At 63.3% G+C, this 21,807-nt stretch carries 21 protein-coding genes and 1 other RNA gene; 21 read left to right on the forward strand and 1 reads right to left on the reverse strand.

Annotated features, from left to right (window positions below; all coding sequences use genetic code 11):
- The first annotated feature begins 32 nt into the window (after positions 1–32).
- From EDC39_RS03420 to EDC39_RS03500, 17 genes are all read left to right on the forward strand, one after another.
- Positions 33–929, forward strand: a complete 897-nt coding sequence (locus EDC39_RS03420; protein ID WP_148894912.1) for a peptidylprolyl isomerase — start codon at positions 33–35, stop codon at positions 927–929.
- Between the two features lie 41 nt (positions 930–970).
- Complete coding sequence (locus EDC39_RS03425) at positions 971–5,689, forward strand: NAD-glutamate dehydrogenase domain-containing protein (protein WP_148894914.1); 4,719 nt, start codon at positions 971–973, stop codon at positions 5,687–5,689.
- A gap of 81 nt (positions 5,690–5,770) precedes the next feature.
- Positions 5,771–6,355, forward strand: coding sequence for a flavin reductase family protein (locus EDC39_RS03430; RefSeq protein ID WP_187426625.1), 585 nt, complete (start codon positions 5,771–5,773; stop codon positions 6,353–6,355).
- Between the two features lie 303 nt (positions 6,356–6,658).
- Entirely contained in the window at positions 6,659–7,462 is an 804-nt protein-coding gene (panB, locus tag EDC39_RS03435) for a 3-methyl-2-oxobutanoate hydroxymethyltransferase (protein WP_148894918.1), read from the forward strand.
- A 98-nt stretch (positions 7,463–7,560) separates the two neighbouring features.
- The gene (gene panC, locus EDC39_RS03440) at positions 7,561–8,415 is read left to right on the forward strand and encodes a pantoate--beta-alanine ligase (protein WP_148894919.1); all 855 of its coding nucleotides are present in this window, start codon (positions 7,561–7,563) and stop codon (positions 8,413–8,415) included.
- A 34-nt stretch (positions 8,416–8,449) separates the two neighbouring features.
- Positions 8,450–10,105 carry a pyridoxal-dependent aspartate 1-decarboxylase PanP gene (panP, locus tag EDC39_RS03445; RefSeq protein ID WP_148894921.1) on the forward strand — a complete coding sequence of 552 codons (1,656 nt, stop codon included), beginning with the start codon at positions 8,450–8,452 and terminating at the stop codon, positions 10,103–10,105.
- Between the two features lie 15 nt (positions 10,106–10,120).
- Complete coding sequence (locus tag EDC39_RS03450; protein ID WP_148894923.1) at positions 10,121–11,398, forward strand: amidohydrolase family protein; 1,278 nt, start codon at positions 10,121–10,123, stop codon at positions 11,396–11,398.
- A gap of 123 nt (positions 11,399–11,521) precedes the next feature.
- Positions 11,522–11,998, forward strand: coding sequence for a SoxR reducing system RseC family protein (locus tag EDC39_RS03455; RefSeq protein WP_187426626.1), 477 nt, complete (start codon positions 11,522–11,524; stop codon positions 11,996–11,998).
- The gene (smpB, locus tag EDC39_RS03460) at positions 11,988–12,443 is read left to right on the forward strand and encodes an SsrA-binding protein SmpB (protein ID WP_148894927.1); all 456 of its coding nucleotides are present in this window, start codon (positions 11,988–11,990) and stop codon (positions 12,441–12,443) included. Before EDC39_RS03455 ends, smpB begins: the two co-directional genes overlap by 11 nt.
- Positions 12,444–12,571: 128 nt before the next feature.
- Positions 12,572–12,925: a transfer-messenger RNA gene (gene ssrA, locus EDC39_RS03465) on the forward strand.
- Between the two features lie 452 nt (positions 12,926–13,377).
- A complete protein-coding gene (locus tag EDC39_RS03470) occupies positions 13,378–13,629 on the forward strand; it encodes a GIY-YIG nuclease family protein (protein ID WP_148894929.1) in 252 nt (83 codons plus the stop codon).
- Positions 13,630–14,024: 395 nt separating this feature from the next.
- Entirely contained in the window at positions 14,025–14,423 is a 399-nt protein-coding gene (locus EDC39_RS03475; RefSeq protein WP_148894931.1) for a nucleotidyltransferase substrate binding protein, read from the forward strand.
- Entirely contained in the window at positions 14,405–14,737 is a 333-nt protein-coding gene (locus EDC39_RS03480) for a nucleotidyltransferase domain-containing protein (RefSeq protein WP_148894933.1), read from the forward strand. Before EDC39_RS03475 ends, EDC39_RS03480 begins: the two co-directional genes overlap by 19 nt.
- 80 nt (positions 14,738–14,817) lie before the next feature.
- Positions 14,818–15,594 (forward strand): SIR2 family NAD-dependent protein deacylase, encoded by a 777-nt coding sequence (locus EDC39_RS03485; protein WP_148894935.1) that lies wholly within the window; start codon positions 14,818–14,820, stop codon positions 15,592–15,594.
- 136 nt (positions 15,595–15,730) lie between these two features.
- Positions 15,731–17,365, forward strand: a complete 1,635-nt coding sequence (locus tag EDC39_RS03490) for a formate--tetrahydrofolate ligase (protein ID WP_148894937.1) — start codon at positions 15,731–15,733, stop codon at positions 17,363–17,365.
- 181 nt (positions 17,366–17,546) lie between these two features.
- Entirely contained in the window at positions 17,547–17,768 is a 222-nt protein-coding gene (locus EDC39_RS03495; RefSeq protein ID WP_148894939.1) for a hypothetical protein, read from the forward strand.
- Between the two features lie 43 nt (positions 17,769–17,811).
- Positions 17,812–18,675 (forward strand): Rossmann-like domain-containing protein, encoded by an 864-nt coding sequence (locus EDC39_RS03500; protein WP_148894940.1) that lies wholly within the window; start codon positions 17,812–17,814, stop codon positions 18,673–18,675.
- Between the two features lie 58 nt (positions 18,676–18,733).
- On the opposite strand, the gene EDC39_RS03505 is transcribed toward EDC39_RS03500, so the two are convergent.
- Positions 18,734–19,234: an Hsp20/alpha crystallin family protein gene (locus tag EDC39_RS03505; RefSeq protein WP_148894942.1), complete on the reverse strand. Its 501-nt coding sequence runs from the start codon at positions 19,232–19,234 to the stop codon at positions 18,734–18,736.
- A gap of 188 nt (positions 19,235–19,422) precedes the next feature.
- On the opposite strand from EDC39_RS03505, the gene EDC39_RS03510 reads away from it, so the two are divergent.
- Genes EDC39_RS03510 through EDC39_RS03520 form a run of 4 tightly spaced genes read left to right on the forward strand, consistent with a single transcriptional unit; the run spans position 19,423 to position 21,796 of the window.
- A complete protein-coding gene (locus tag EDC39_RS03510) occupies positions 19,423–20,355 on the forward strand; it encodes a DNA cytosine methyltransferase (protein WP_246140165.1) in 933 nt (310 codons plus the stop codon).
- Positions 20,356–20,387: 32 nt separating this feature from the next.
- Positions 20,388–20,915: a hypothetical protein gene (locus tag EDC39_RS03515; protein WP_148894944.1), complete on the forward strand. Its 528-nt coding sequence runs from the start codon at positions 20,388–20,390 to the stop codon at positions 20,913–20,915.
- A gap of 15 nt (positions 20,916–20,930) precedes the next feature.
- Complete coding sequence (locus EDC39_RS15265; protein WP_187426627.1) at positions 20,931–21,104, forward strand: hypothetical protein; 174 nt, start codon at positions 20,931–20,933, stop codon at positions 21,102–21,104.
- Positions 21,105–21,124: 20 nt separating this feature from the next.
- Positions 21,125–21,796, forward strand: coding sequence for a Crp/Fnr family transcriptional regulator (locus EDC39_RS03520; RefSeq protein ID WP_148894946.1), 672 nt, complete (start codon positions 21,125–21,127; stop codon positions 21,794–21,796).
- Positions 21,797–21,807 lie beyond the last annotated feature (11 nt).

Raw genomic sequence — 21,807 nt, forward strand, 5'->3', positions numbered from 1 at the left:
TGCGGATTTCGCAAACAAGGAGAACCGGCAACATGGATAAGAAACAGCAGTGCGTCGCGCGGGTCAACGGAACACCGATCAGTCGTTTCGACCTCGAGAACGCCATGCAGGGATACGCCATGCAGGAACACCGCAAGACCCTCGACCAGCTCGACGCCGATCAGTTGCGCGAGGCGGAGAGCTTCGCCATGGAGAAGCTGATCGCCCGCGAACTGATCTTTCAGCAGGCCCTGGCCGAGGGCTTCGTTGCCGACGAGGCCGCCATCGCCGAAGAACTGCGCAAGATCGTCGACAACTTCCCCAGCGAGGAGGAGTTTCACGCCACTCTGGCCAAGGCGGGTCTCAGCGCCGCCGACTACCAGCGAATGCTGCGGCAGGATGTCACCGTCAACCAGATGTCGGAAAAATACCTCGCCGACCTGGACGACCCGTCCGATGAGGAGATCGAGGACTTCTACCGGCAACATGCCGATCGTCTGGTGCGGCGGGGCCGGGTGCGGGCCAGCCATCTGCTGGTCAGGGCGGGTGGCGACAACCGGGAGCAGGCCCTCGAACGCATCCGCCGGTTGCGCGACGAGGCGACCGCCGACAATTTCGCCGATTTGGCCCGCAAGCACTCGGACTGCCCCAGCGCCCCAGGCGGCGGCGACCTGGGGTATTTCCGCCGCGGCGACATGGTGAAGCCGTTCGAGGATGCCGCATTTTCCCTGGCGGTCGGCGCCATCAGCGAACCGGTGGAGACCCAGTTCGGCTTCCACCTGATCCGAGTGCTCGACCGCGAGGAGGACCGTCCCCTGACGCGGGAGGAGGCGCGGCCGCAGATCGTCAGTTTCATCAGACAGCAGGCAGGTGCCGGCAGGCTGAAGCAGTGGGTTGAAGAGCTGCGGGCACAGGCCGATATCGAGATCATGGACAACCGGGCCGACTGACCCGGAATGCCGGCCGAGACGGCCCAGGACCCGGAGGCGCCATGAAGACCATCGTCGACCATCACGGAAATCGTCTGGCCAAGGAAAAGATCGAGGAGAAGATCGCGACCGCCCTGCTGCTGTTGACCCAGCGGAATCGCGAAAACGCCGACCAGATCAGGAAGATGGCGGAGATTCTGCGTGATCACACCCCACTGAGTTTTTTCGTCTCTCCCACCACCGACCGGCTGGCTCACTGGGTCGACTGCTTCTACAACTTTCTGCGCCAGCGACAGGACGCCGTCGCCGTCGCCTTTCATCCGCACCGCTCCGAACGGCGCGGATTTCTGCTCACCAACTGCCGGGACGTTCCCTTTCTGCTGCATACCGTTCAGCTCTGCCTGACCCGCCTGGGAGTCCGCTACCAGGTGGTCTGCCATCCCATCATGAGCATCCAGCGGCAGAAGGGAGTGCTGACCGCCCTGGGGCGGGCCGACCGGGGCGAGCTCGAATCCTTTATCGTCCTCGAGCTGGAGGACGTGTCCGAGGCGCGCCAGACCGAGGTCGTTGATGCGGTCCGGCGGCATCTCGAACTGGTCCTGCTTGTCGACGGCGACCGGGACCGGTTGCGGCAGCGGCTGGTCGAGGTGGCGGAATGTGCGGGCAGCAACGGCGCTTTCTGGAACTGGCTCGGCGCCGGGGCCTTTCTGCCGCTCTCCTACAAGCAGCTCGAGCTGACCGGCGACAGCGAGGATCGGTCGCTGCGGGAAACTCCCGAGCGAAGCTGCGGCCTCCCCTGGAAAGTCGTCCAGTTCGATGTCGGCGAGAAGCGCAGGCTGGCCGACCTGCCCGACCGGTTTCGCACCCGGCTGCTGCGGCAGACGCTGGAGGTGGTCGAGGAGAGCGAACGGTCCAGTCCCCTGTATCGCGACGAGAAGCTGGTCTATATCGGCTTCCGCGAGCACCGGGACGGGATGGAGCTGGAACACGCCTTCCTCGGCCTGTTCGCCCCGGAGGTCGAGGACGATCCGGCGCTGAATGTCGCCACCCTGAAGGAGCGGCTCGAGGCGGCCCTCGACCGGCTCTGCATTCCGCGCGGCAGTCACGACCATCGCAAGATCGTCGAGATCTTCAACTCCTTTCCCAAGGTCGAACTCTTCTTCATTTCCGACGATGAGCTGACGCGGCTGGTCCATTCCTTCACCCAGCTCTACCGGCACGAGAGCGTCCGGGTGGTGCCGGCGCACAGCCTCGCCGTGCGCGGCCTGACGCTGCTGGTGATCATGCCGCGTGTCTTTTACGGGCCGATGACCAGTCCCCGACTCGACGCGTTTTTGCGGCGCTTTTTCCGCACCGAGCAGATTGAAAGCCGCATCATCCACCTGTCGAAATCCTACCTGAGCCTGCATGTCGGGGTGCAGACCGGGGCCTTCGATATCCGTTTCGACGAGGAAAAGCTGGAACGGGGGCTGACCCGCATCTGCCGGCCCTGGGAGCTGACGCTGCGCCGGATTCTCGAGCGGAACGAGACGGCGGAAAAGGCCGAATCCCTCTGGCGACGCTACCGGGAGAGTTTCACTCCGGAATACAAGCATCTCTTCCATCCCCGGTTCGCGGTGCGCGACATCCGGGCCATGGAGCGCCTGCTGGAGAACGGCCGGGACACCTTCGAGATCTGGGGGCCGGTCAGCGGCCGGGAGGAGATCTACCGGCTGCAGTTCTACAGCCGACGGCAGAGCTTTCTCAACGAGCTGATGCCCTTTCTCGAAAACCTCGGCCTCAACGTGATCGACGAGGTCGATTTCCGCTTTGTCATTGACGGCGCCGAGGTCTTTCTCAAGAGCTTCGCCATCCGGGGCGGCGAAGGGAGTCTGCCACTGTCGCCGCTGCGGCACAAGCTGGTCGCTGCGCTCGACGCCCTGCGCGCCGGCGAGGCGGAAAACGACTATCTCAACCGGCTTCTGGTTCTGACCGGGCTCGACTGGAGGGAGATCGACGTCTTTCGCGCCTACCGCAACTACTACTTTCAGCTCGGGTCCCGCTACACCAAGCGCCGGGTGGCGTTCGCCCTGATCAGCAACCCGAGGGTTGCGCAGCTGCTCTACCGCTACTTCGAGGCCCGGTTCCGTCCTGATCCGCAATGGGAGGATCCGGCCGAACGCGAGGAGCAGGTGCTCTCGCCCCTGCGCCTGGAGCTGGTCGAGGCGCTGCAGGGGGTGCGGGATCCGAACGAGGACGAAATCCTGCGCGTGCTGTTCAACCTGATCGACTCGACCATCAGGACCAACTTCTTCGTGCGCCGCGACGCCGAAGACTACTTCATCGCCTTCAAGCTCAGCGCCCTGGGCATCATCGACATGCCGGCGCCGCGCCCCCTGTACGAAACCTACGTGCACAACGCCCGCATGGAGGGAATCCACCTGCGCGGCGGCAAGGTCGCGCGCGGCGGCATCCGCTGGTCGGACCGGCCGGATGATTTCCGCACCGAAATTCTCGACCTGATGAAGACCCAGATGACCAAGAACGCCCTCATCGTGCCGGTCGGCTCGAAGGGCGGCTTCATCGTCAAGACGCCCTTTTCGACCCGGGAAGAGGGGATGGAGCTTTCGAAACGAGCCTACCAGACCCTGATGCGCGGTCTGCTCGATCTGAGCGACAATCGGGTCGACGGGCAGATCCGGCGGCCGGAGGGGATTGTCGCCTACGACGGCGACGATCCCTACCTGGTGGTCGCCGCCGACAAGGGAACGGCCCACCTGCCGGACACCGCCAACGCCATCAGCGCCGAATACGGTTTCTGGCTCGGTGACGCCTTCGCCAGCGGCGGTTCCAAGGGCTACGATCACAAGAAGCTCGGCATCACCGCCCGCGGTGCCTGGGAGAGCGTCAAGCGGCACTTCCGCGAGCTGGGCGTCGATGTGCAGTCCGAGTCGGTCACCGTGGTTGGCATCGGCGACATGAGCGGCGACGTCTTCGGCAACGGCATGCTCCTGTCCCGCAAGATAAAACTGCTGGCCGCCTTCAACCACATGCACATCTTTCTCGACCCCGATCCGGACCCCGAGACGAGCTGGCAGGAGCGCAAGCGGCTGTTCGACATGCCGCGCTCGACCTGGGAGGACTACGATCCGAAGCTGATTTCCCCCGGCGGCGGGGTCTTTCGCCGCGACGCCAAGGACATCCCCCTGTCGCCGCAGGTCCGCGAGTGGCTGGGCGTGCGGCACGAGTCGATCGATCCCAACGGCCTGATCCGGCTGCTGCTGGCCGCCGATGTCGATCTGATCTGGAACGGCGGCATCGGCACCTACGTCAAGGCGAGTTTCGAAAAGCATGTCGACGCCGGCGACCGGGCCAACGATCCGGTACGCATCGACGCCACCGAGTTGCGCGCCCGGGTGGTTGGCGAGGGCGGCAACCTCGGCATGACCCAGTTCGCGCGCATTGAGTACGCCCTGCACGGTGGTCGGCTGAACACCGACGCCATCGACAACAGCGGCGGCGTCGACTGCTCGGACCACGAGGTCAACCTGAAGATCTTCCTCCATCACCTGATGACCAGTGGCGAGGTGGAGGATCTCGAGGATCGCGACCGCCTGCTGGAGGAGGTGACCGACGAGGTCTGCCGGCTGGTTCTGCACAACAACTATACCCAGAGCCTCTGCCTCAGCCTCGATCTCGAACGCTGCCGCGAGGATGTCGGCCCCTTCCTCGATCTGTGCGACCGGCTGGTCGATGTCGGATTGCTGGACAGGGAAGGGGAGAACCTCCCCTCGGCCAAGGTTGTGCATGCCAGGGCTTCGCGGTCCTTTGTCCGCCCCGAGCTCTCCAAGCTGCTCGCCTACGCCAAGATGCAGCTCTACCAGAACCTGCTGGAGAGCGACCTGGTGCAGACCGACCTCGCCTTCGAGGATCTGGCGAGCTATTTTCCGCAGCAGGTGCGCAAGCGGTTCGGCCGCAAACTGGCGGGGCATCCCCTGGCGCGGGAGATCGTCGCCACGGTCATGACCAACCGGATCATCGACCAGGCCGGTTGCGCCTTCTGCGACCGTCTGGCGCGGGCGACGGGCTCGTCCCTCACGGCGGTGGCCGGCGCCTACCTCTTCGCCGACCGGCTGTTCGACGCCTCCTCCCTGCGCCTGCACGTCTACCAGCAGGACAACCGGATGCCGGCGGAGCAGCAGCACCGGCTGCTGCGGCTGATCGAGGATGCTCTGGCCCGCTTCTGCCAGCGGGCGCTCGTTTCGGGGTTCGACCTGCCGTACCGGAAGAAGCAGGTCAGGGAGCTGAAAAAGGAATTCGACAGCTACCTGCAGCAGGTCGCGGACACCCCGCAGGCGGAAACGGACCTTTTCGCGGGCCTGCCCGACGAGGTGGCGGCCGCCTTCGCCCGGCTGCTTCGTGTCGACCACTTTTTGCCGGCGGTCGTGCTGGCCCGCGGCGTCGGTCGCCAGGTCGCCGACGTCCTGCCCGTCTATCTGGAGCTCTATCGCCGGCTCGATCTCGATTCGCTGCTGTCGATGCTCGACCGGATGGCGGTCAGGGATCGCTGGGACCGCCTGGCCCGCGAAACGCTGCGGGCGGAGTTTGTCACCCTGGGCACCGAGCTGGCGGCGCGGGTCTTCACCGAGGCGGGCGGCGATATCGACCGCTACCTGTCGCCGCGCCGGACCCTGCTGCAGGTCTATCGCGGCCAGCGCAAGCGCCTGGGCGAGTCGCTGCCGGACAACCTGCATCCGCTGATGGTGCTCGCCGGCAGTCTCGGTCGGCTGCTGCAGGGCTGAAGACGTCCGGGGTCTGGCGGCGACCGGGCGGCAAAGGCTTCACCCGGTGCGAAAACGGAATCGAAAGGAATGGCTTGCATCATGATGAAAAAGAGAAAACTCGGTCCCTGCGTCACCTTCTTTCCGCAACCGACGACACTGGTCACTTCGGTCGACACCGCAGGAAAGGTCAACCTGATGACCGCGTCCTGGGCCGGTATCGTCAGCAAGACGCCGCCGACCATGGCGATTTCCCTCAACCGTTCGCGGCTGACTTACGAGCAGATCCGGCAGACCGGCTGTTTCGTCGTCAACATGGTGCCCGTCTCGCTGGCGGTGGCCGCCGATTTCTGCGGCATCCGTTCCGGCCGCGACCGGGACAAGGCCGTGGTCACCGGGCTGACCCTGGTGCCGGCCGAACAGGTGGCGGCGCCGCTGGTCGGAGAGTGCCCGCTCAATGTCGAATGCCGCCTGGTCCGGGAGGTCGAGCTGGGCGATTACCGGCTGATGCTCGGTGAAATCGTGCAGATCCACGCCGCCGAGCAGGCCTTCGCCGAGGACGGCGGCATGTCCGTCGCCGCTTTCGATCCCCTGGTCTATCTCGGCGGCATCCGCGAATACTGGTCGCTTGGCGGGCATGTCGCCGACGCCTATCGTGACGGACTCAGGCTGGAGGACGGAAAGTGAAATTTTTGCCGCCAGCGGCCGGCAATTTATGCTGGACCTGCCGGGGGGGGTATGGTATACGCTAAAACGCTTTTTTAATTCCGGAACGGCGGCACCGCCGGACCGGGGAACAGCTCCGCAACAGGCCCGGAACGCGAACCGGAGTCGACCATGTTGCGGGGTTGTTCTGTGTGGGCATACCGCCTGGATCTTCGGACCGGGACGGAAGGCGATCGCCATGGTATCCGCGCCTTGCGTGGAAGAGCGACCTGCGTCTTTCGGCCCGCCCGATCGGCGCAGTTTTCATTTATGGAGTCGCAAACGATGGGAAAGAAGAAAACCATTCTCGATCTGCAACGCATGAAGGATGCCGGCGAAAAGATCGCCGTTCTGACCGCCTACGACTATCCCTTCGCCCGGCTGATGGACGACGAGGGGATCGATGTCATCCTGGTCGGCGATTCCGTCGGCTCGGTTGTTTCCGGTTATGACAACACCCTGCCGGTCACCATGGACGAAATGGTCTATCACACCCGTGCCGTGGTGCGCGGCGTCGCTTCGGCGATGGTGGTGGCCGACATGCCCTTCCTTTCGTACCAGGTCGATCTGGCCGAGGCCCGGCGCAACGCCGGTCGCCTGATCAAGGAAGGGGGCGCCCAGGCGGTCAAGCTGGAAGGGGGGACGAACATGGCGGAAACCATCCGCGCCCTGGTCGACATCGATATTCCGGTGGTCGGGCACATCGGCCTGACCCCCCAGTCGGTGCACCGCATGGGCGGATACAAGGTGCAGGGCCGCCAGGAAGCCCAGGCCGAACAGCTGCTGGCCGACGCCCGCGCCGTGGAGCAGGCCGGCGCCTGCGCCATCGTCCTCGAGGCCATTCCCGCGTCCCTGGCCTCCCGCATCACCCGCGAGCTGTCCATTCCCACCATCGGCATCGGCGCCGGTCCCGACTGCGACGGACAGGTGCTGGTGATTCATGATATCCTCGGCCTGTGCGAAAAATATTCGCCCAAGTTCGTCAAGCGCTATGCCGACGCCGCCGGCGTGATCCGCGGCGGCATTCGCGACTACATCGACGAGGTGAAGAAGGGGGCTTTCCCCACCGAGGAGCACAGTTTCAAATGATTCCAGGTGCCAGGCACCGGGCGTTAGGCGTTGGGCAGCAGCGTCTTTCGCATCTGGTTTTGTCCGGGGCCTGGAGCCTGATGCCACGATCCTGAGTTATGCAAATCATCCGTTCCGTTCAACAGATGCAACAGCGCTGCCTGACGGCCCGCCAGGCCGGAAAGCGCATCGCCTTTGTTCCGACCATGGGCTGGCTGCACGAGGGGCACCTGTCGCTGCTGCGCGAGGGGCGCAGGCGGGGCGACCTGCTGGTCCTTTCCATCTTCGTCAATCCGACCCAGTTCGGCCAGAACGAGGATTTTGACAGCTATCCGCGCGATCTCGAGCGGGATGCGGCCCTGGCGCGCGACGTCGGTGTCGACCTGATCTTCGCTCCCGAGGCGGCTGACATGTATCCGCGCGGCTACCAGACCTTTGTCGATGTCGAGGGGGCCATGACCTCGGTTCTGTGCGGCGCCAGCCGTCCGGGTCATTTTCGCGGCGTAACCACCGTGGTGACCAAGCTGTTCACCATCGTCCAGCCGCATGTCGCCCTGTTCGGCCAGAAGGACTTTCAGCAGCTGGCCGTCATCCGGCGCATGACAGCCGATCTGAACCTGCCGGTCGAGATCGTCGGCATGCCGATTGTGCGCGAACCGGACGGGCTGGCCATGAGCTCGCGCAATGTCTACCTCACCGACGAACAGCGCCGTCAGGCCCTGGTCCTCTATCGCGCCCTGTGCGAGGCGCGGCGGCTGGTGGCTGGCGGCCGGACGGACTCTGCCGGGATTGTCGAAAGCCTGCGGGCGATGATCGAGGCCGAGCCGGAAACCCGTATCGACTATGTTGAGATCTGCCATCAGGCGACGCTCGAACGGCAACGGACCGTCGATGCCGATTCCGTTCTGTTGCTGGCGGTTTTTGTCGGCAAGACGCGTCTGATCGACAACGGCTATCTTCTGCCGACGGACTGAACGGACGGACGGCGGACAGACACAGGTTTTCGTCATGACACCGAAAGAGGCCGCCAAGGCCAACCTGGAAAATCTCTACCGCATCTTCACCATCCCCGAGGCTCCCGACTCGACCCTGGGGGCCATCGACCAGGCCATCACCCGCGATGTCGCCGGTTTTCTGCAGGCGCACATCGTCGCCCTGGAGCGGAGCCTGGAGGATATCGAAAAGGACTTCGCCGATCCGGAAATTCCCGAGGAACCGGCCTACGTCTCCGACTACACCGAGTTCATCAAGGAGAAGCTGGTCGCCCATTCGGTGCACACGGCGGCGCCCGGGTTTGTCGGGCACATGACCTCGGCCCTGCCGTACTTCATGCTGCCGCTGTCGCGCATCATGACGGCGCTGAACCAGAACCTGGTCAAGGTCGAAACCTCGAAGGCGTTCACGCCCATGGAGCGGCAGGTGCTGGCCATGCTGCACCGGCTGGTCTATGCCCGGGATGACGATTTCTATCGGCGCTGGATGCACGACAGCACCCACGCCCTCGGCGCCTTTTGCTCCGGCGGAACCATCGCCAACATCACCGCCCTGTGGACGGCTCGGAACATCCTTTGCGCGCCGTCGGGCGACTTTCGGGGGATCGCTCGCGAGGGCTATCTGCGTGCCCTGGAGCATCTCGGCTGCCGGGGACTTGCGGTGCTGGTTTCCCGGCGTGGACACTATTCGCTGGGCAAGGCGGTCGACCTGATCGGGCTGGGGCGCGACAACCTCGTCCGGGTCGAAACCGACGACAACAACCGCATGGATCCGGCGGCCCTGTGCAGCGAACTGGCGCGCCTGCGCGACGAGGGCATCCGGCCGCTGGCCATTGTCGGCATCGCCGGTACCACCGAAACCGGCAATGTCGATCCTCTCGACGAACTGGCCGACATCGCGGTCGAACAGGGTTGTCATTTTCATGTCGACGCCGCCTGGGGCGGTCCGACCCTCTTCTCCGAGCGGCACCGGCATCTTCTGCGCGGCATCGAGCGCGCCGATTCGGTGACTCTTGACGCCCACAAGCAGCTCTACGTGCCGATGGGAGCGGGGATGGTGCTGTTCCGTGATCCGGCGGCGCTGCGCGCCATCGAGCATCACGCCGCCTACATCCTGCGGCAGGGTTCCAAGGACCTGGGCAGCCATACCCTCGAAGGCTCGCGTCCCGGCAAGGCGATGCTGGTGCATGCCGGGTTGTCGATCATGGGCCGCAAGGGGTACGAACTGCTCATCGATCTCGGCATCGAGCGGGCCCGGCTCTTTGCCGGCAAGGTGCGGCGGCATCCGGATTTCGAGCTGATGACCGAGCCGGAGCTGAACATCCTGACCTATCGCTACGTTCCGGCCTGGGCGCAAGCGGCGATGGCCAGGGCCGATGCCGAAACGTGCAGGCAGGCCAATGCCGTTCTCGACCGGATCACCCGGCTGATCCAGAAGGAACAGCGGGAGGCGGGCAAGACCTTCGTCTCCCGGACCACCCTGCAGTCGGCCCGCTACGAGCGGCAGTCGCTGACCGTCTTTCGGGTCGTTCTCGCCAACCCGCTGACCACCGAGGAGATCATCGACGCCATCCTTCAGGAACAGTGCCGGATTGCCGGCCGCGAAGAAATCCGGCAGCTGCTGGCGTACCTGGCGCAGATTCTCGGTGCCGATCCGTCGCCGCGTCCCTGAAGCCGGAGACAGACCGTGGCGCACATCTACACCGCCCGATACCTGGTTCCCGTCGCTTCCCCTCCTGTCGAGGGCGGCGCCCTGCTGGTCGAGGGGGAGCGGATTGCCGCCGTCGGTCGGTTCGACGAGATCGTGGCCCAAACCGCCGGTGCCGAGGTGGTCGACTTCGGGGAGAGCGTTCTGCTGCCGCCCATGGCCAATGCCCACACCCACCTCGAGCTGACCGACCTGCCAGTCTGGATGGAGGCGGGCGAGGGACATCTGCCGGAGGGCGGCTTCGTCGACTGGCTGCTGCGGGTCATCATCGTCAAGCGGCAGCAGCCGGCCGATGTTTTCCCGACTTCGATTCGCCGCGGTCTTGACCTGTGTCTGGAGGCAGGGACCGGCGTGATCGGCGACATCCTGTCGGTCACTTCCGCCGTCGACGCCTACCTGCACACGCCGCTTCTGGGGACGGTTTTCGCCGAACTTCTCGGGCAGGAGCCGCAACTTTTCCGGCAGCAGCTCGAGCGGACTTCGTCTTTTCTGGCGCGGCGGCCGGCGCAGCACCTGAATACCGGCCTTTCGCCCCATTCGCCCTACACCCTCGGTTGCCGGACTCTCGAACTGGCGGCCGACAGCATTGCGCAGCACGGCTGTCCGGCCAGCATTCACGCCGCCGAGTCCGCAGCCGAGAGCCGGCTGGTTCGCAGCGGCGATGGCGAGCTGGCCGAGCGGATCTATCCCCTGGCCGGCTGGGAAGACTATCTCGATGGCGGCTGCGGACTGTCCGTGATCGCCTGGCTCGAGTCGTGCGGCCTGTTGCGGCCGGGACTGCTGCTGGTGCACGGGGTTCAGGTCGACAAGGAGGATGTGGCGCGAATCCGCCGGCACGGCTGCGGCGTTGTCCTCTGCCCCCGCTCCAACGAGCGGCTCGGCGTCGGACGGGCGCCGGTCGACCTCTACCGTCAGGCGGGGATTCCCCTCGCTTTGGGCACCGACAGCCTCGCTTCCTGCGACAGTCTTTCCGTCTGGGACGAAATGGCCGCCACCGCCCGTATCTATGGACGCGAACTGGCTCCCGCCGAGATTCTCCACATGGCTACCGCCGGCGGCGCCGGAATGCTCGGACTGGACCGGGTTGCGGGAACTCTCGAGCCGGGGAAGGGGGCGCACTTCCAGGTGGTTGCGGCGCCCGATGGCACGGGGAGCCGCGACCTGGTCGCGGCTCTGGTCTGCGATGGCGAGCGGGTACGGGTGCGCCAGCTCTATCTGCATGGCAAGGCGAGACTGCAGCCGGAAAGCGACGCCTGACGAAGCGTGATTCCACGCGGGCTGCCGTGATTCCCTGTCGTGGGTGCCTCTTTTTCCTCCACATCGGCAATGTTTCGGTTATAATGCCGTCCGCCCCGGATGCCGGGGAAGGGAAGGGCAAAGATGATTCAGGAAACAGGCATCGTCATCGAAAGCCGGCCGGACGGCATCGTCGTCGTCCGTTGCGTCAAGAGCAGCGCCTGCAAGCACTGCGAGGCCAGGGCGGCCTGCCATGCCGGCCACGATCAGGCCGAACGGCTGGTCGAGGCGCGCAATCTCATCGACGCCAGGGTCGGCGAAAGGGTGCGGGTTGCCATCAGCAGCGAAGCCTTTCTGCGTTCGTCCTTTCTGGTCTATATCGTTCCCCTGGTGGCCCTGGTCTTCTGCGCCGCCGTCGGCAACAGCCTGGCGCCGCGCCTGCTCCCCGGGGCCGATGTCGAACTGGTGACCGCCGTTTTCGGCATTACCGGCATGCTGCTGGCCTTTGTCGGAGTGCGCCTGCGCAGCCGCGGACTGGAAAAGGAGCGCTATCTGCCGCGCGTCGTCGGGCGGGTCGATGATACGGACGGGACCCCTGGAGAGAGCGGACATGGGCATTAAGGTCGTCGCCAACAACAAGAAGGCCTACCACGACTACTTCATCGACGAGACCATCGAGGCCGGCATGGTGCTGCAGGGGACCGAAGTCAAGTCCCTGCGGGCGTCGGCCTGCAACCTGCGCGACAGCTACTGCCGGATCAGAAACGGCGAGATTTTCGTCGAGAACATGCATATCAGCCCCTATGATTTCGGCAACCGGGAGAATCACGAGCCTCTGCGGTCGCGCAAGCTGCTGCTGCACGCCGAAGAGATCCGCAAGCTGGCCAAGAAGGTTGACGAAAAGGGCTACGCCCTGATTCCGACCCGGGTCTATTTCAAGGACGGGCGGGCCAAGCTGGAAATCGGCGTTGCCCGCGGCAAGAAACTCTACGACAAGCGTGAGACCCTGAAGCGCAAGCAGGATGCCCGCGAAATGGAGCGGGCGATGAGAAAGAAGGGCTACTGAAAAAAGAGTCGCTTTCTAAAAAGCTTTGTGGCATAATGAGATAGCTGGAAATCCATGAAGGATTTTCAGGTTCTTGTTTTCGATTTTTCCTGGCGCGTAAGCGCCTGACACCTGGCACCCGATTTCAAGGGGGTGACATGGTTTCGACGGGGATCGGAAGCTAAGGTTGCATGCCGGAGTGGGCTGGCTCCGTAAAAAAGCCCAAACAAAACAAACGCCGACAACGACGTTCGTTACGCTCTGGCTGCCTAATTTGCGCAGCCACGTCTCCTGACCTATCGCCCGTGTAGGGCTGGAGACGTCAAATCAGCGGGCTAGTCGTCGCGGAGGCCTGTGACGCGGCGGCGAAACTTCAGCAGGCTACCCCGAAGGAAATCCTGTTCGTGGGAGTTCCGAGGGTGAAGACAAAACACGAACTAAGCATGTAGACGCCTTATGTGGAAGATTTTCGGACGCGGGTTCGATTCCCGCCACCTCCACCAGTCTTCGCCCCGCAAGCACAGCTTGCGGGGCTTCGCCTTGGCAAGCCTGATTGCCGAGGCGAACCCGCAGGGGAAGACTGTCACGGCGAAGCATGGAATGCGAAGCCGGGCAAAACGTTCACGCCCTATACGCCTGTACCCGCAAGCACAGCTTGCGGGGCTTCGCCTTGGCAAGCCTGATTTGCTGAGGCAAACCCGCAGGGGAAGACTGTCACGGCGAAGCATGGAATGCGAAGCCGGGCAAAACGTTCACGCCCTATACGCCTGTACCCGCAAGCACAGCTTGCGGGGCTTCGCCTNNNNCAGGGGAAGACTGTCACGGCGAAGCATGGAATGCGAAGCCGGGCAAAACGTTCACGCCCTATACGCCTGTACCCGCAAGCACAGCTTGCGGGGCTTCGCTTTGGCAGGCCTGACTTATCGGGGTGACGCCGGGCTGTTTTGAAATGGTCATGGAAGAGACATTTCATTACGTTTATATTCTGACAAGTCTCGCTTGCGCCGAACGCCATTACGTTGGGCTGACGAAAAACCTTGAAGCCCGTCTTGCCGCCCACAACTCAGGGCAAGTTCCCCATACCTCCAAGTATCGTCCCTGGCAGATTGAGACCGCGATTGCATTCCGGTCCCGCGAAAAAGCCGTCGCCTTTGAACGTTACCTGAAAAGCCATTCGGGAAGGGCCTTTTCCCGGAAGCATTTTTGATCAGCAGTGGTTGGTCGAGTGGAAGGGGCGTTGCGGGGAAGGGTAGGAGTCTCTGACCGTAGTGGGCGATTCCAGCCGTCTCCACCAGAATTAAAACGAACCAGCCCGATTGCCGTAGATGGTATGTCGGGCGGTTCGTTTTTCTTTTGGTGGCAGTGGGTTGCGGTGGTTTTGTCGCTTTGACTTTGAACTCATGTCTGTCATCCTTACGCTGCTGTAGCAGCTTTTTGGACTGTTCACAGTTTTTGGGGAATGTCAGTCTGCGAGAAGATTTGCCAAATCCGACATACTGTGCAGAAAAATATGTTTAGTGGGTCCGACATGGACAAATTCTGTCTGATGGGGATTCTTGATGTCCCGCAACATCCCTGATAGTCTACGCTGGGGAGGATAAGATGGATCGCAACCGGCTCGAGGAGCGCAAGAAGGATTTTCAGGCCGCGGTAGCACGGCTGGATGAAGCCTGCCGGCTGCCGTCTGACCCCATTGTGCGCGATTCCGTGATCCAGCGGTTCGAGTTCTGCTGGGAACTGGCCTGGAAGACTCTCAACATCTGGCTGAACTATCTCGGTGTCGATGTGCAGAATCCGCGCGATACCTTTCGCGAGGCGTACAACGCCGGCCTGATTGCCGACGGCAACCTTTGGTCGGACATGCAGAAAATGCGCAACCTCACCAGTCACACCTATAATGAACAGTTGGCCGAGGAGGTCTATTCCTTCATCCGGGAAACCGGGCTGGGCCTGTTCACTGCTCTTGCCGAAAAGAGTCGGACATGGACGATCGACGATTGATCTTCGGTCTGGCCGCGCGGCACTACGCCGATTTTCACGCCATATTCAGCCGTTACCCGCAAATCCAGAAGGTTCTCATCTTCGGCTCGCGCGCCAAGGGCGTTGCCCGTCCCGGTTCGGATTTTGACCTGGCGGTTTTTGCCCCGGATCTGAGTGACCGGGATTTTTCCAGGCTCTGGAACGAGATCGACGCTTTGCCGGTTGTGTTCAAGATCGATCTTTTACACTGGGACTGTCTGCCGTCGTCTCCGCTGAAGGAGAAGATACTTGCGGAGGGGAAACTCTTCTACCCGTTGCCCGAGACTGCCAGTTGACGCGTTCTTGCACTTGCGGTCCTGCCGGTGACCCGGGTTCGAGAGAAGATGGCGAAAATTTCCCGATAGTTTTTTCCGTCATGCAGAAGATCTCGCCCGCAGAATGCGCCGGACTGATTCGCGGCGCCGCCGCCATCGTGGCCCTGACCGGGGCCGGGATTTCCACCGCCGCCGGCATCCCTGACTTTCGTGGCCCACGGGGGCTCTATGTCACCCGGCGCTATGATCCGGAAAAAGTTTTCGAGATCGGCGGATTTCTGAACGAGCCACAAGACTTCTACGAATTCTCCCGCGACTTTGTCGCCACGGTCAGGGATGTCCGGCCGACCTTCAGTCACCGCTTTCTGGCCGATCTGGAATCCGCGGGGAAGCTGGCCGGGATCGTCACCCAGAACATCGACATGCTCCACCAGCAGGCCGGCAGCCGCAGGGTCGTCGAGCTGCACGGCTCCTACGGGTCGGCGACCTGTCTCGACTGTGGCGACAGGCTGCGGGATCTCGACTACGCCTGGTGGCAGCGGGCCATGCAGGAGAGTCCCACTCCGCCGGTGGCCTATTGCCGGACCTGCAACGGCGTCCTCAAGCCCGACATCGTCTTCTTTGGTGAAATGGTCAATGGATTCGAGCGCGCCGAGCGGATGGTCCGGGAGTGCGATCTGCTCCTGGTTCTCGGCTCATCCCTTCAGGTTGCGCCCGCATCGTTGCTGCCGTACGGATGCGACGCCATGACGGTGGTGGTGAACAGGGGAAAGGTGGACTTGGCGCCGGCCGGGCACAGGTTTTTTGCCGACGCGGACCTGGACGGGTATTTTGTCCGGGTTGCCGGCTGCCTGGAGGACCTGCTCGGAGGCTCTTGATTCACTCTGCGCCATATCCCGCCATTGCCAGGCGCTGGATGCTCCCCGGCGAGGCATGCCGGGTGCTGGGCCTGATTCGGCGGCGGTCTCTGTTACACTTGACATGTGTGCAGTCCCTGTCGAGGGAGTCCCGACCATGTCAGTTCCAGTCGCCATAGCCCGGATCGCCGAGAAACTGGCGATTCATCCGGAAGACCTGCTTCCCTTTGGCCGGCAGATCGCCAAGGTGCATATCAGGGCGCTCGAACGCCCTGCGACCGGGAAGGGCCGGCTGGTCCTGGTCTCCGCCACCACGCCGACTCCGAGCGGGGAGGGGAAGACGACCACCAGCATCGGTCTGGCCCAGGCCCTGAGTCAACTGGGGGAATCGGTCTGCCTGGCTTTGCGCGAGGCGTCGCTCGGGCCCTGTCTCGGCCGGAAGGGAGGCGCCACCGGCGGCGGTCGCAGTGTGCTGGTGCCGGCCGAGCGGATCAACCTGCACTTCACCGGTGATTTCCACGCCGTCACCTGCGCCAACAATCTCCTTTCGGCGGTCATCGACAATCACATTTACCATGGCAACGCCCTCGGCATCGACCCGCGCCGCGTTGTCTGGCGGCGGGTGATGGACATGAACGACCGCAGCCTGCGCCATATCGTCGTCGGTCTCGGCGGCACGGGGCAGGGCATTCCGCGGGAAGGCGGCTTTGACATCACCGCCGCCTCCGAGGTGATGGCGATTCTCTGTCTGGCCGGAGATATCGACGATCTGCGCCGCCGGCTCGACAACATCCTGGTGGCCTACACCTGGGACGGTGCCCCGGTCCATGCCCGCCAGCTGCGGGTGACGGGCGCCATGCTCGCCCTGCTGTGTGATGCCATTCATCCCAATCTGGTCCAGACCGGCGAGGGCGTACCGGCCCTGGTGCACGGCGGTCCCTTTGCCAACATCGCTCACGGCTGCAGCAGTCTGCTCGCCACCCGGATGGCCATGCATCATGCCGACTGGGCCGTTACGGAAGCGGGTTTCGGTTTCGACCTCGGGGCCGAGAAGTTTTTCGATATCAAGTGCCGGATGGCGGGGCTCGATCCGGTGGCCGTGGTGCTGGTGACCACGGTACGGGCGCTGAAGATGCACGGCGGAGCACCCGGGAATCGGCTCGAACAGCCCGACCCGGCGGCCCTTGCCCGCGGTCTGGCCAACCTCGACAAGCACATCGAGAATGTGCGCAGGTTCAACAAGCAGCCGGTGGTCGCCCTGAACCGTTTTGACAGTGACAGTGATGAGGAGATTGCCCTGGTGCGACGATGCTGTGACGAACGGCATGTGGCCTGTGCCGTCTGCAGCCATTACCAGCAAGGCGGCAGCGGTGCCCGCGAGCTGGCCCGGGCGGTGATGACGGTGGCCGAAAAGAACCGGCCCTTTGTTCCTCTCTACGACCTCGAGGCTCCGGTGGAAGAAAAGATCCGCATCATCTGTCGGGAAATCTACGGGGCCGACGATGTCGCCTTTACCCGCCAGGCGGAGCGCGACTTGCGGCAGATGAAGGATCTCGGATACGCCGGATTGCCGGTCTGTGTCGCCAAGGCTCCGACATCCCTGTCCGACAATCCGGCCCTCAAGGGACGCCCGCGCGATTTCGAAGTGACCGTGCGGGCGGTGCAGGTCAATGCCGGCGCTGGTTTCCTGGTGGTGCTGACCGGAGATATCCTGCGCATGCCCGGCCTGCCGGAAAGGCCGCTGGCCGAACGGATCGATATCGGGCCGGACGGCGGGATCCTGGGACTGTGAACGGCGGAATACACCGGTTCGCGCCATGTTTTTTCGGTTTTTCGCGGCGTCACAAATTGCTACCATGACTGACGCAGACATTTTCGCCGGCAATGAGCTCACTGATCAGGACCATGACTGACGCGGGCACTTTCGCCGGCGGCAACGGCAATCATCATTCCGAAAGGGCAGGTGCGAAGCGATGACGTCCCGCAACCGAAAACGCCGGGCGGCGAAGCCGTCCGGACGGCAGAGCGTTTTCCAGGAAGCCTGGGAGAACATGAACGCCGACTTCGACCGGCTGCTGCCAGAGAGGTTGCGCAAGGCGGACAAGAAAAAGTTCGCCCTGTGGCTGTTCATTGTCGAACTTCTGGTTCTTGGCCTGGTCGGCAGGTTTGTCTACCGCTGGTGGGTGGGCGGATGAGCCGGGACAGGCGGGATTTCCGGCGAAAGGAGCAGGTGCAGCGATGAGTGTCATGACCGAATTGCGGGAGATGGCCCTGGGCCTTGCCGCCCGTTTTTCGATTCCGAAGATTGCCGGTATCGTGTTTCCCGCGGTTGGCGAAAGCGGTCAGCCCGGAGACTGCGCCGCCGACGCCTGCCGGTTCATGGCCATGGCGCTCGACGGCGGCGCCGGCGGCATAAGCTACCTGCTGCTGCCCGATGACAGTGTCGCCGATTACCGTACCCTGCAGCCCCGGTCGTTCGTCGGGACCCGTCCCGAGAAGTACGCCGAGGCTTTCGGCACCTCCGATCCGGTGCGCGACATGCTGGGACTGGCGGCCATCAACGCCATCTGCCAGCATGTGATGCGGGTGACCGGGCGGGTGCCCGAAAACGCGGCGGATTCGCTCGGACTGATGAACATCGCGGAGGGCGACCGGGTGGGCATGGTCGGCTTCTTTCCGCCCCTGGTCAGGTACATGCGCGACAGCCGGGCGGAGCTGGTCATCGTCGAAAAGAAGGCGGAACTGGTTGACCGCTTCCCCGATTTGCAAGTGACGCTCGATGTCAGTGCTCTTCAGGGCTGCAACAAGATTCTGTGCACCGGAACGACGGTTCTCAACGACACCCTGGACGAGGTGCTTGCGCACTGCCGGAATGCCGAGCATGTTTCGGTGCTCGGGCCGACCGCCGGCTATTTTCCCGATCCTCTGTTCGCGCGGGGTGTCCACGTGCTCGGCGGCCGTTTTGTTGATGATGCCACGCTGTTGCTGAAACTGATTTCCGAGGGCAGAAAGTGGGGCGAGGCGACGCGAAAGCTCTGTTTTGAAGCCGACGGGTATCAGGGAATTGACGACTTGGTCCGCCAAGCTTCCTCAGGTTGTTGAACAAAGTTCGTCTTCGGAGATGTCCACGGGCGACCCCGCAGTGGGGTCGCCCGTTTGCTTAGCGCACCCGGATGACCTTGCCGGTCGGCTGGTCGCTTTTCGGCAGTTCGATGCGCAAGACACCCTTGCGATAGCTGGCTTCGGCCCTGTCGGCGGCGATGCGGGCGGGCAGGGGGATGGCCCGTTCGAAGTGTCCGTAGGCACATTCCATGATGTGATAGCGGCCGTCGGTGTGCTCGCGCTGCAGCCGTTTTTCACCGCGAACGATCAGGGTGTTGTCGATGACCTGGATATCAATCTCGTCCGCTTCGAGTCCCGGCGCTTCCAGCCGCACGACGACCTTTTTGTCGGTTTCCGACACTTCGGCCGCCAGCATGCCCCAGCCAGAGCTTCTGCGGGCGATTTCCCGCGCTTCGCCGTCGTCCTTCCCTTCACGGTTCAGTCCGGGCAGGTAACGGGTCAGGGCACCGGAGGCCCGGTCGATGATCTGCCGCCAGCCTTCAGTGACCGAATGCAGCATGTTCTCGGCGCCTTCCTTCAGCTCATGCCAGTTTGCCATCGTCATCACCTCCTTGTTTTTTATGATCTGCACCTGATGCCCTTTTCCAAGATCCATGCCGGTTCGTGCTGACAAAACCCGAACATTTATGCTAGCTTGTGGCTCGATTTGTCGGCGCGCAATGTCGCCGGTTGTTGCGGTGAACGTCGCTGCGACATTGTCGCGAACCGCTACGGCAGGGCGGAAGGATGGCGAGGCAGGTGCGGGCTCTGGAGTTTTTCTGTGGTATCGGCGGTTTCGCCGCAGCGGTGCGGGGGCATGATGTCGAGGTGGTGTGCGCCTTCGATCAGAACCTCTCCGCCATCGGGGTCTACCGGCACAACTTTCCGGAGCATGAGGTCCGCACCGGGAATCTCGAACGGATTACCCCGGACGATCTGGCGTCGCTGCCGGCCGATTTCTGGTGGCTCTCTCCGCCCTGTCAGCCCTATTCGGTGCGCGGCCGCGGTGCCGATCTCGACGATCCCAGGGCGCGCAGCCTGATGCATCTGCTCGATATTCTGCGACAGTTGCCCGGCGAGCTGCGGCCTCGCAACCTGGCGCTGGAAAACGTGACCGGTTTTGCCCGCTCGCGTGCCCGCAGAATGCTGCTCGCGTGCCTGCAGGACCTCGGCTACCGGATTCGCGAATGCACCCTCTGTCCGACCGAACTCGGCATTCCCATGCGGCGGCCGCGCTACTACCTGGCCGCCAGTCGTTCCTTTCTGGCCGCCCCGGATCCTGTCGCCCGGCCGCCCATGCGGCCGCTGGCGGACTATCTTTTGCCGGAGGCTGCCGTCGATCCGCGGCTGCTGCTGCCGGCCGAGATCGTCGAAAGGTTCGGCAACGGGTTCAGGATTCTCGAACCGGCCGCCGACGACGCCTACACCACCTGCTTTACCGCCGGCTACGGCAAGTCGCTGATGCATGCCGGCTCCTACCTGCGTTGCGGGCCTGGGGTGCGACGGTTCGCCCCGATGGAGATTGCCGCGCTGCTGCACTTTCCCGCCGATTTCCGTTTTCCAGCCGGCATGTCGTTGCGCCAGTGCTGGAAGCTGCTGGGCAACAGCCTGTCGGTGGCGGCCGTCAGGCAGGTTCTGCGGCAGTTTTTCTACCCTTCGACCGGGGAGGATGAAGGTTGACCGACCGGCATGAAGAAGGTCATACTTGCGCGATGCGATTGGGAAGCTTTCTCACTCTTGGTCTGTTGCTGTCGGCATTGATTCTGACGGCCGGACCCGCTGCGGCGGTGACCGTCGACATCTGGCAGACGGGAATGACCCGGCAGCAAGTCTGGGATCTGGCCCGCGACCGCGACATTCCCCTGGCTCCGGAAGGCTGGTTGCACAGATCGACCCATTTCAAGCCGCGCTATCTGGTCGAAGACGCCCGGACCTTCTACTGTCGCGGACGCTATTTCGACCAGCCGGCGACCTTCTATCTGAGGCTGACCGACGGGAATGCGGATGGCGACATCCGCCTGTACGAGATCGAGGTTCGTTACCGGGCCGGGGCGAACAGCCCGCTGGTCGAACGGATTGTCCGTCGGCTGACGGTCGAGATGGGAAGGGGAGAGACCCATGTCACTTCCTGGCGGAAGGAGATTGTCTGGCACCGGCAGAACCTGAATGTGCGTCTGATCCACCGCGGCGACCGGCTGCGGCTGATCTATACCGACCTGCAATGGCAACGGCAGCAATGAAAGGATGATAGCGCCATGGAATTTGTCCTGATGTGGATCGCTTTTGGCTGCGCGGCGGCGTCGCTGGCCAAGGGAAAGAATTTCAACGTCCCGCTCTGGGTTGTTCTCGGTCTGCTGCTCGGCCCCTTCGCCCTTTTGATCATGGCCCTGCGCAAACCGGGTGAAGGTCCGGATCAGGGTTACCAGTAATCGTTTCGGGGGAGCACCGCATGGATATCCGGAACCTGCTGCGTCAGAGCTACCTCTTCGCCGGCGTCAGTGACGGGGATCTCGACCGGCTGGCGGAGATTTCCCGGTTGCGGACAGCCCGCCGGGGTGAAGTCCTTTTCGCCGACGGCGATGAAGCCGAAGGCTTCTTCATTGTTGCCAGCGGCAAGGTGAAGATCTACAAGCTGTCGCCCGAGGGCAAGGAGCGCATCCTGCACATCATTCATCCCGGCTGGTCTTTCGCCGAGGCGGCCATCTTCGGCGATGGACGCTATCCGGCCTACGCCGAGCCGCTGGCGACGTCGGAGCTGCTCTTTTTGCCGCGCACCGCCTTTCTCGATCTGCTCGCCCGGCACAACCAGCTGGCACTCAACATGATCGGTGGCCTGTCACGTTTCCTGCGGCAGTTCGTCACCCAGATCGAAGAACTGACCTTCAAGGACGTTCCCGCCCGTCTCGCCCGTTATCTGCTCGATCTGGCCTGTTCCGCAGATCATGTCGAACTGCCAATTTCCAAGACCCAGCTCGCCTCCAATCTCGGCACGGTCAGCGAAACCCTTTCCCGTACCTTTCGTCGCCTCTCCGACGAAGGATTGATCCGGGTCGCCGGCAAACGCATCGATATTCTCGATCGCGAGGGGTTGATCATGCTTTCCCGGACCTGCAAGGAATGATTCGTTTCATC

Origin of the sequence: Geothermobacter ehrlichii (genome assembly GCF_008124615.1) — a bacterium.
Taxonomy (GTDB): domain Bacteria; phylum Desulfobacterota; class Desulfuromonadia; order Desulfuromonadales; family Geothermobacteraceae; genus Geothermobacter; species Geothermobacter ehrlichii.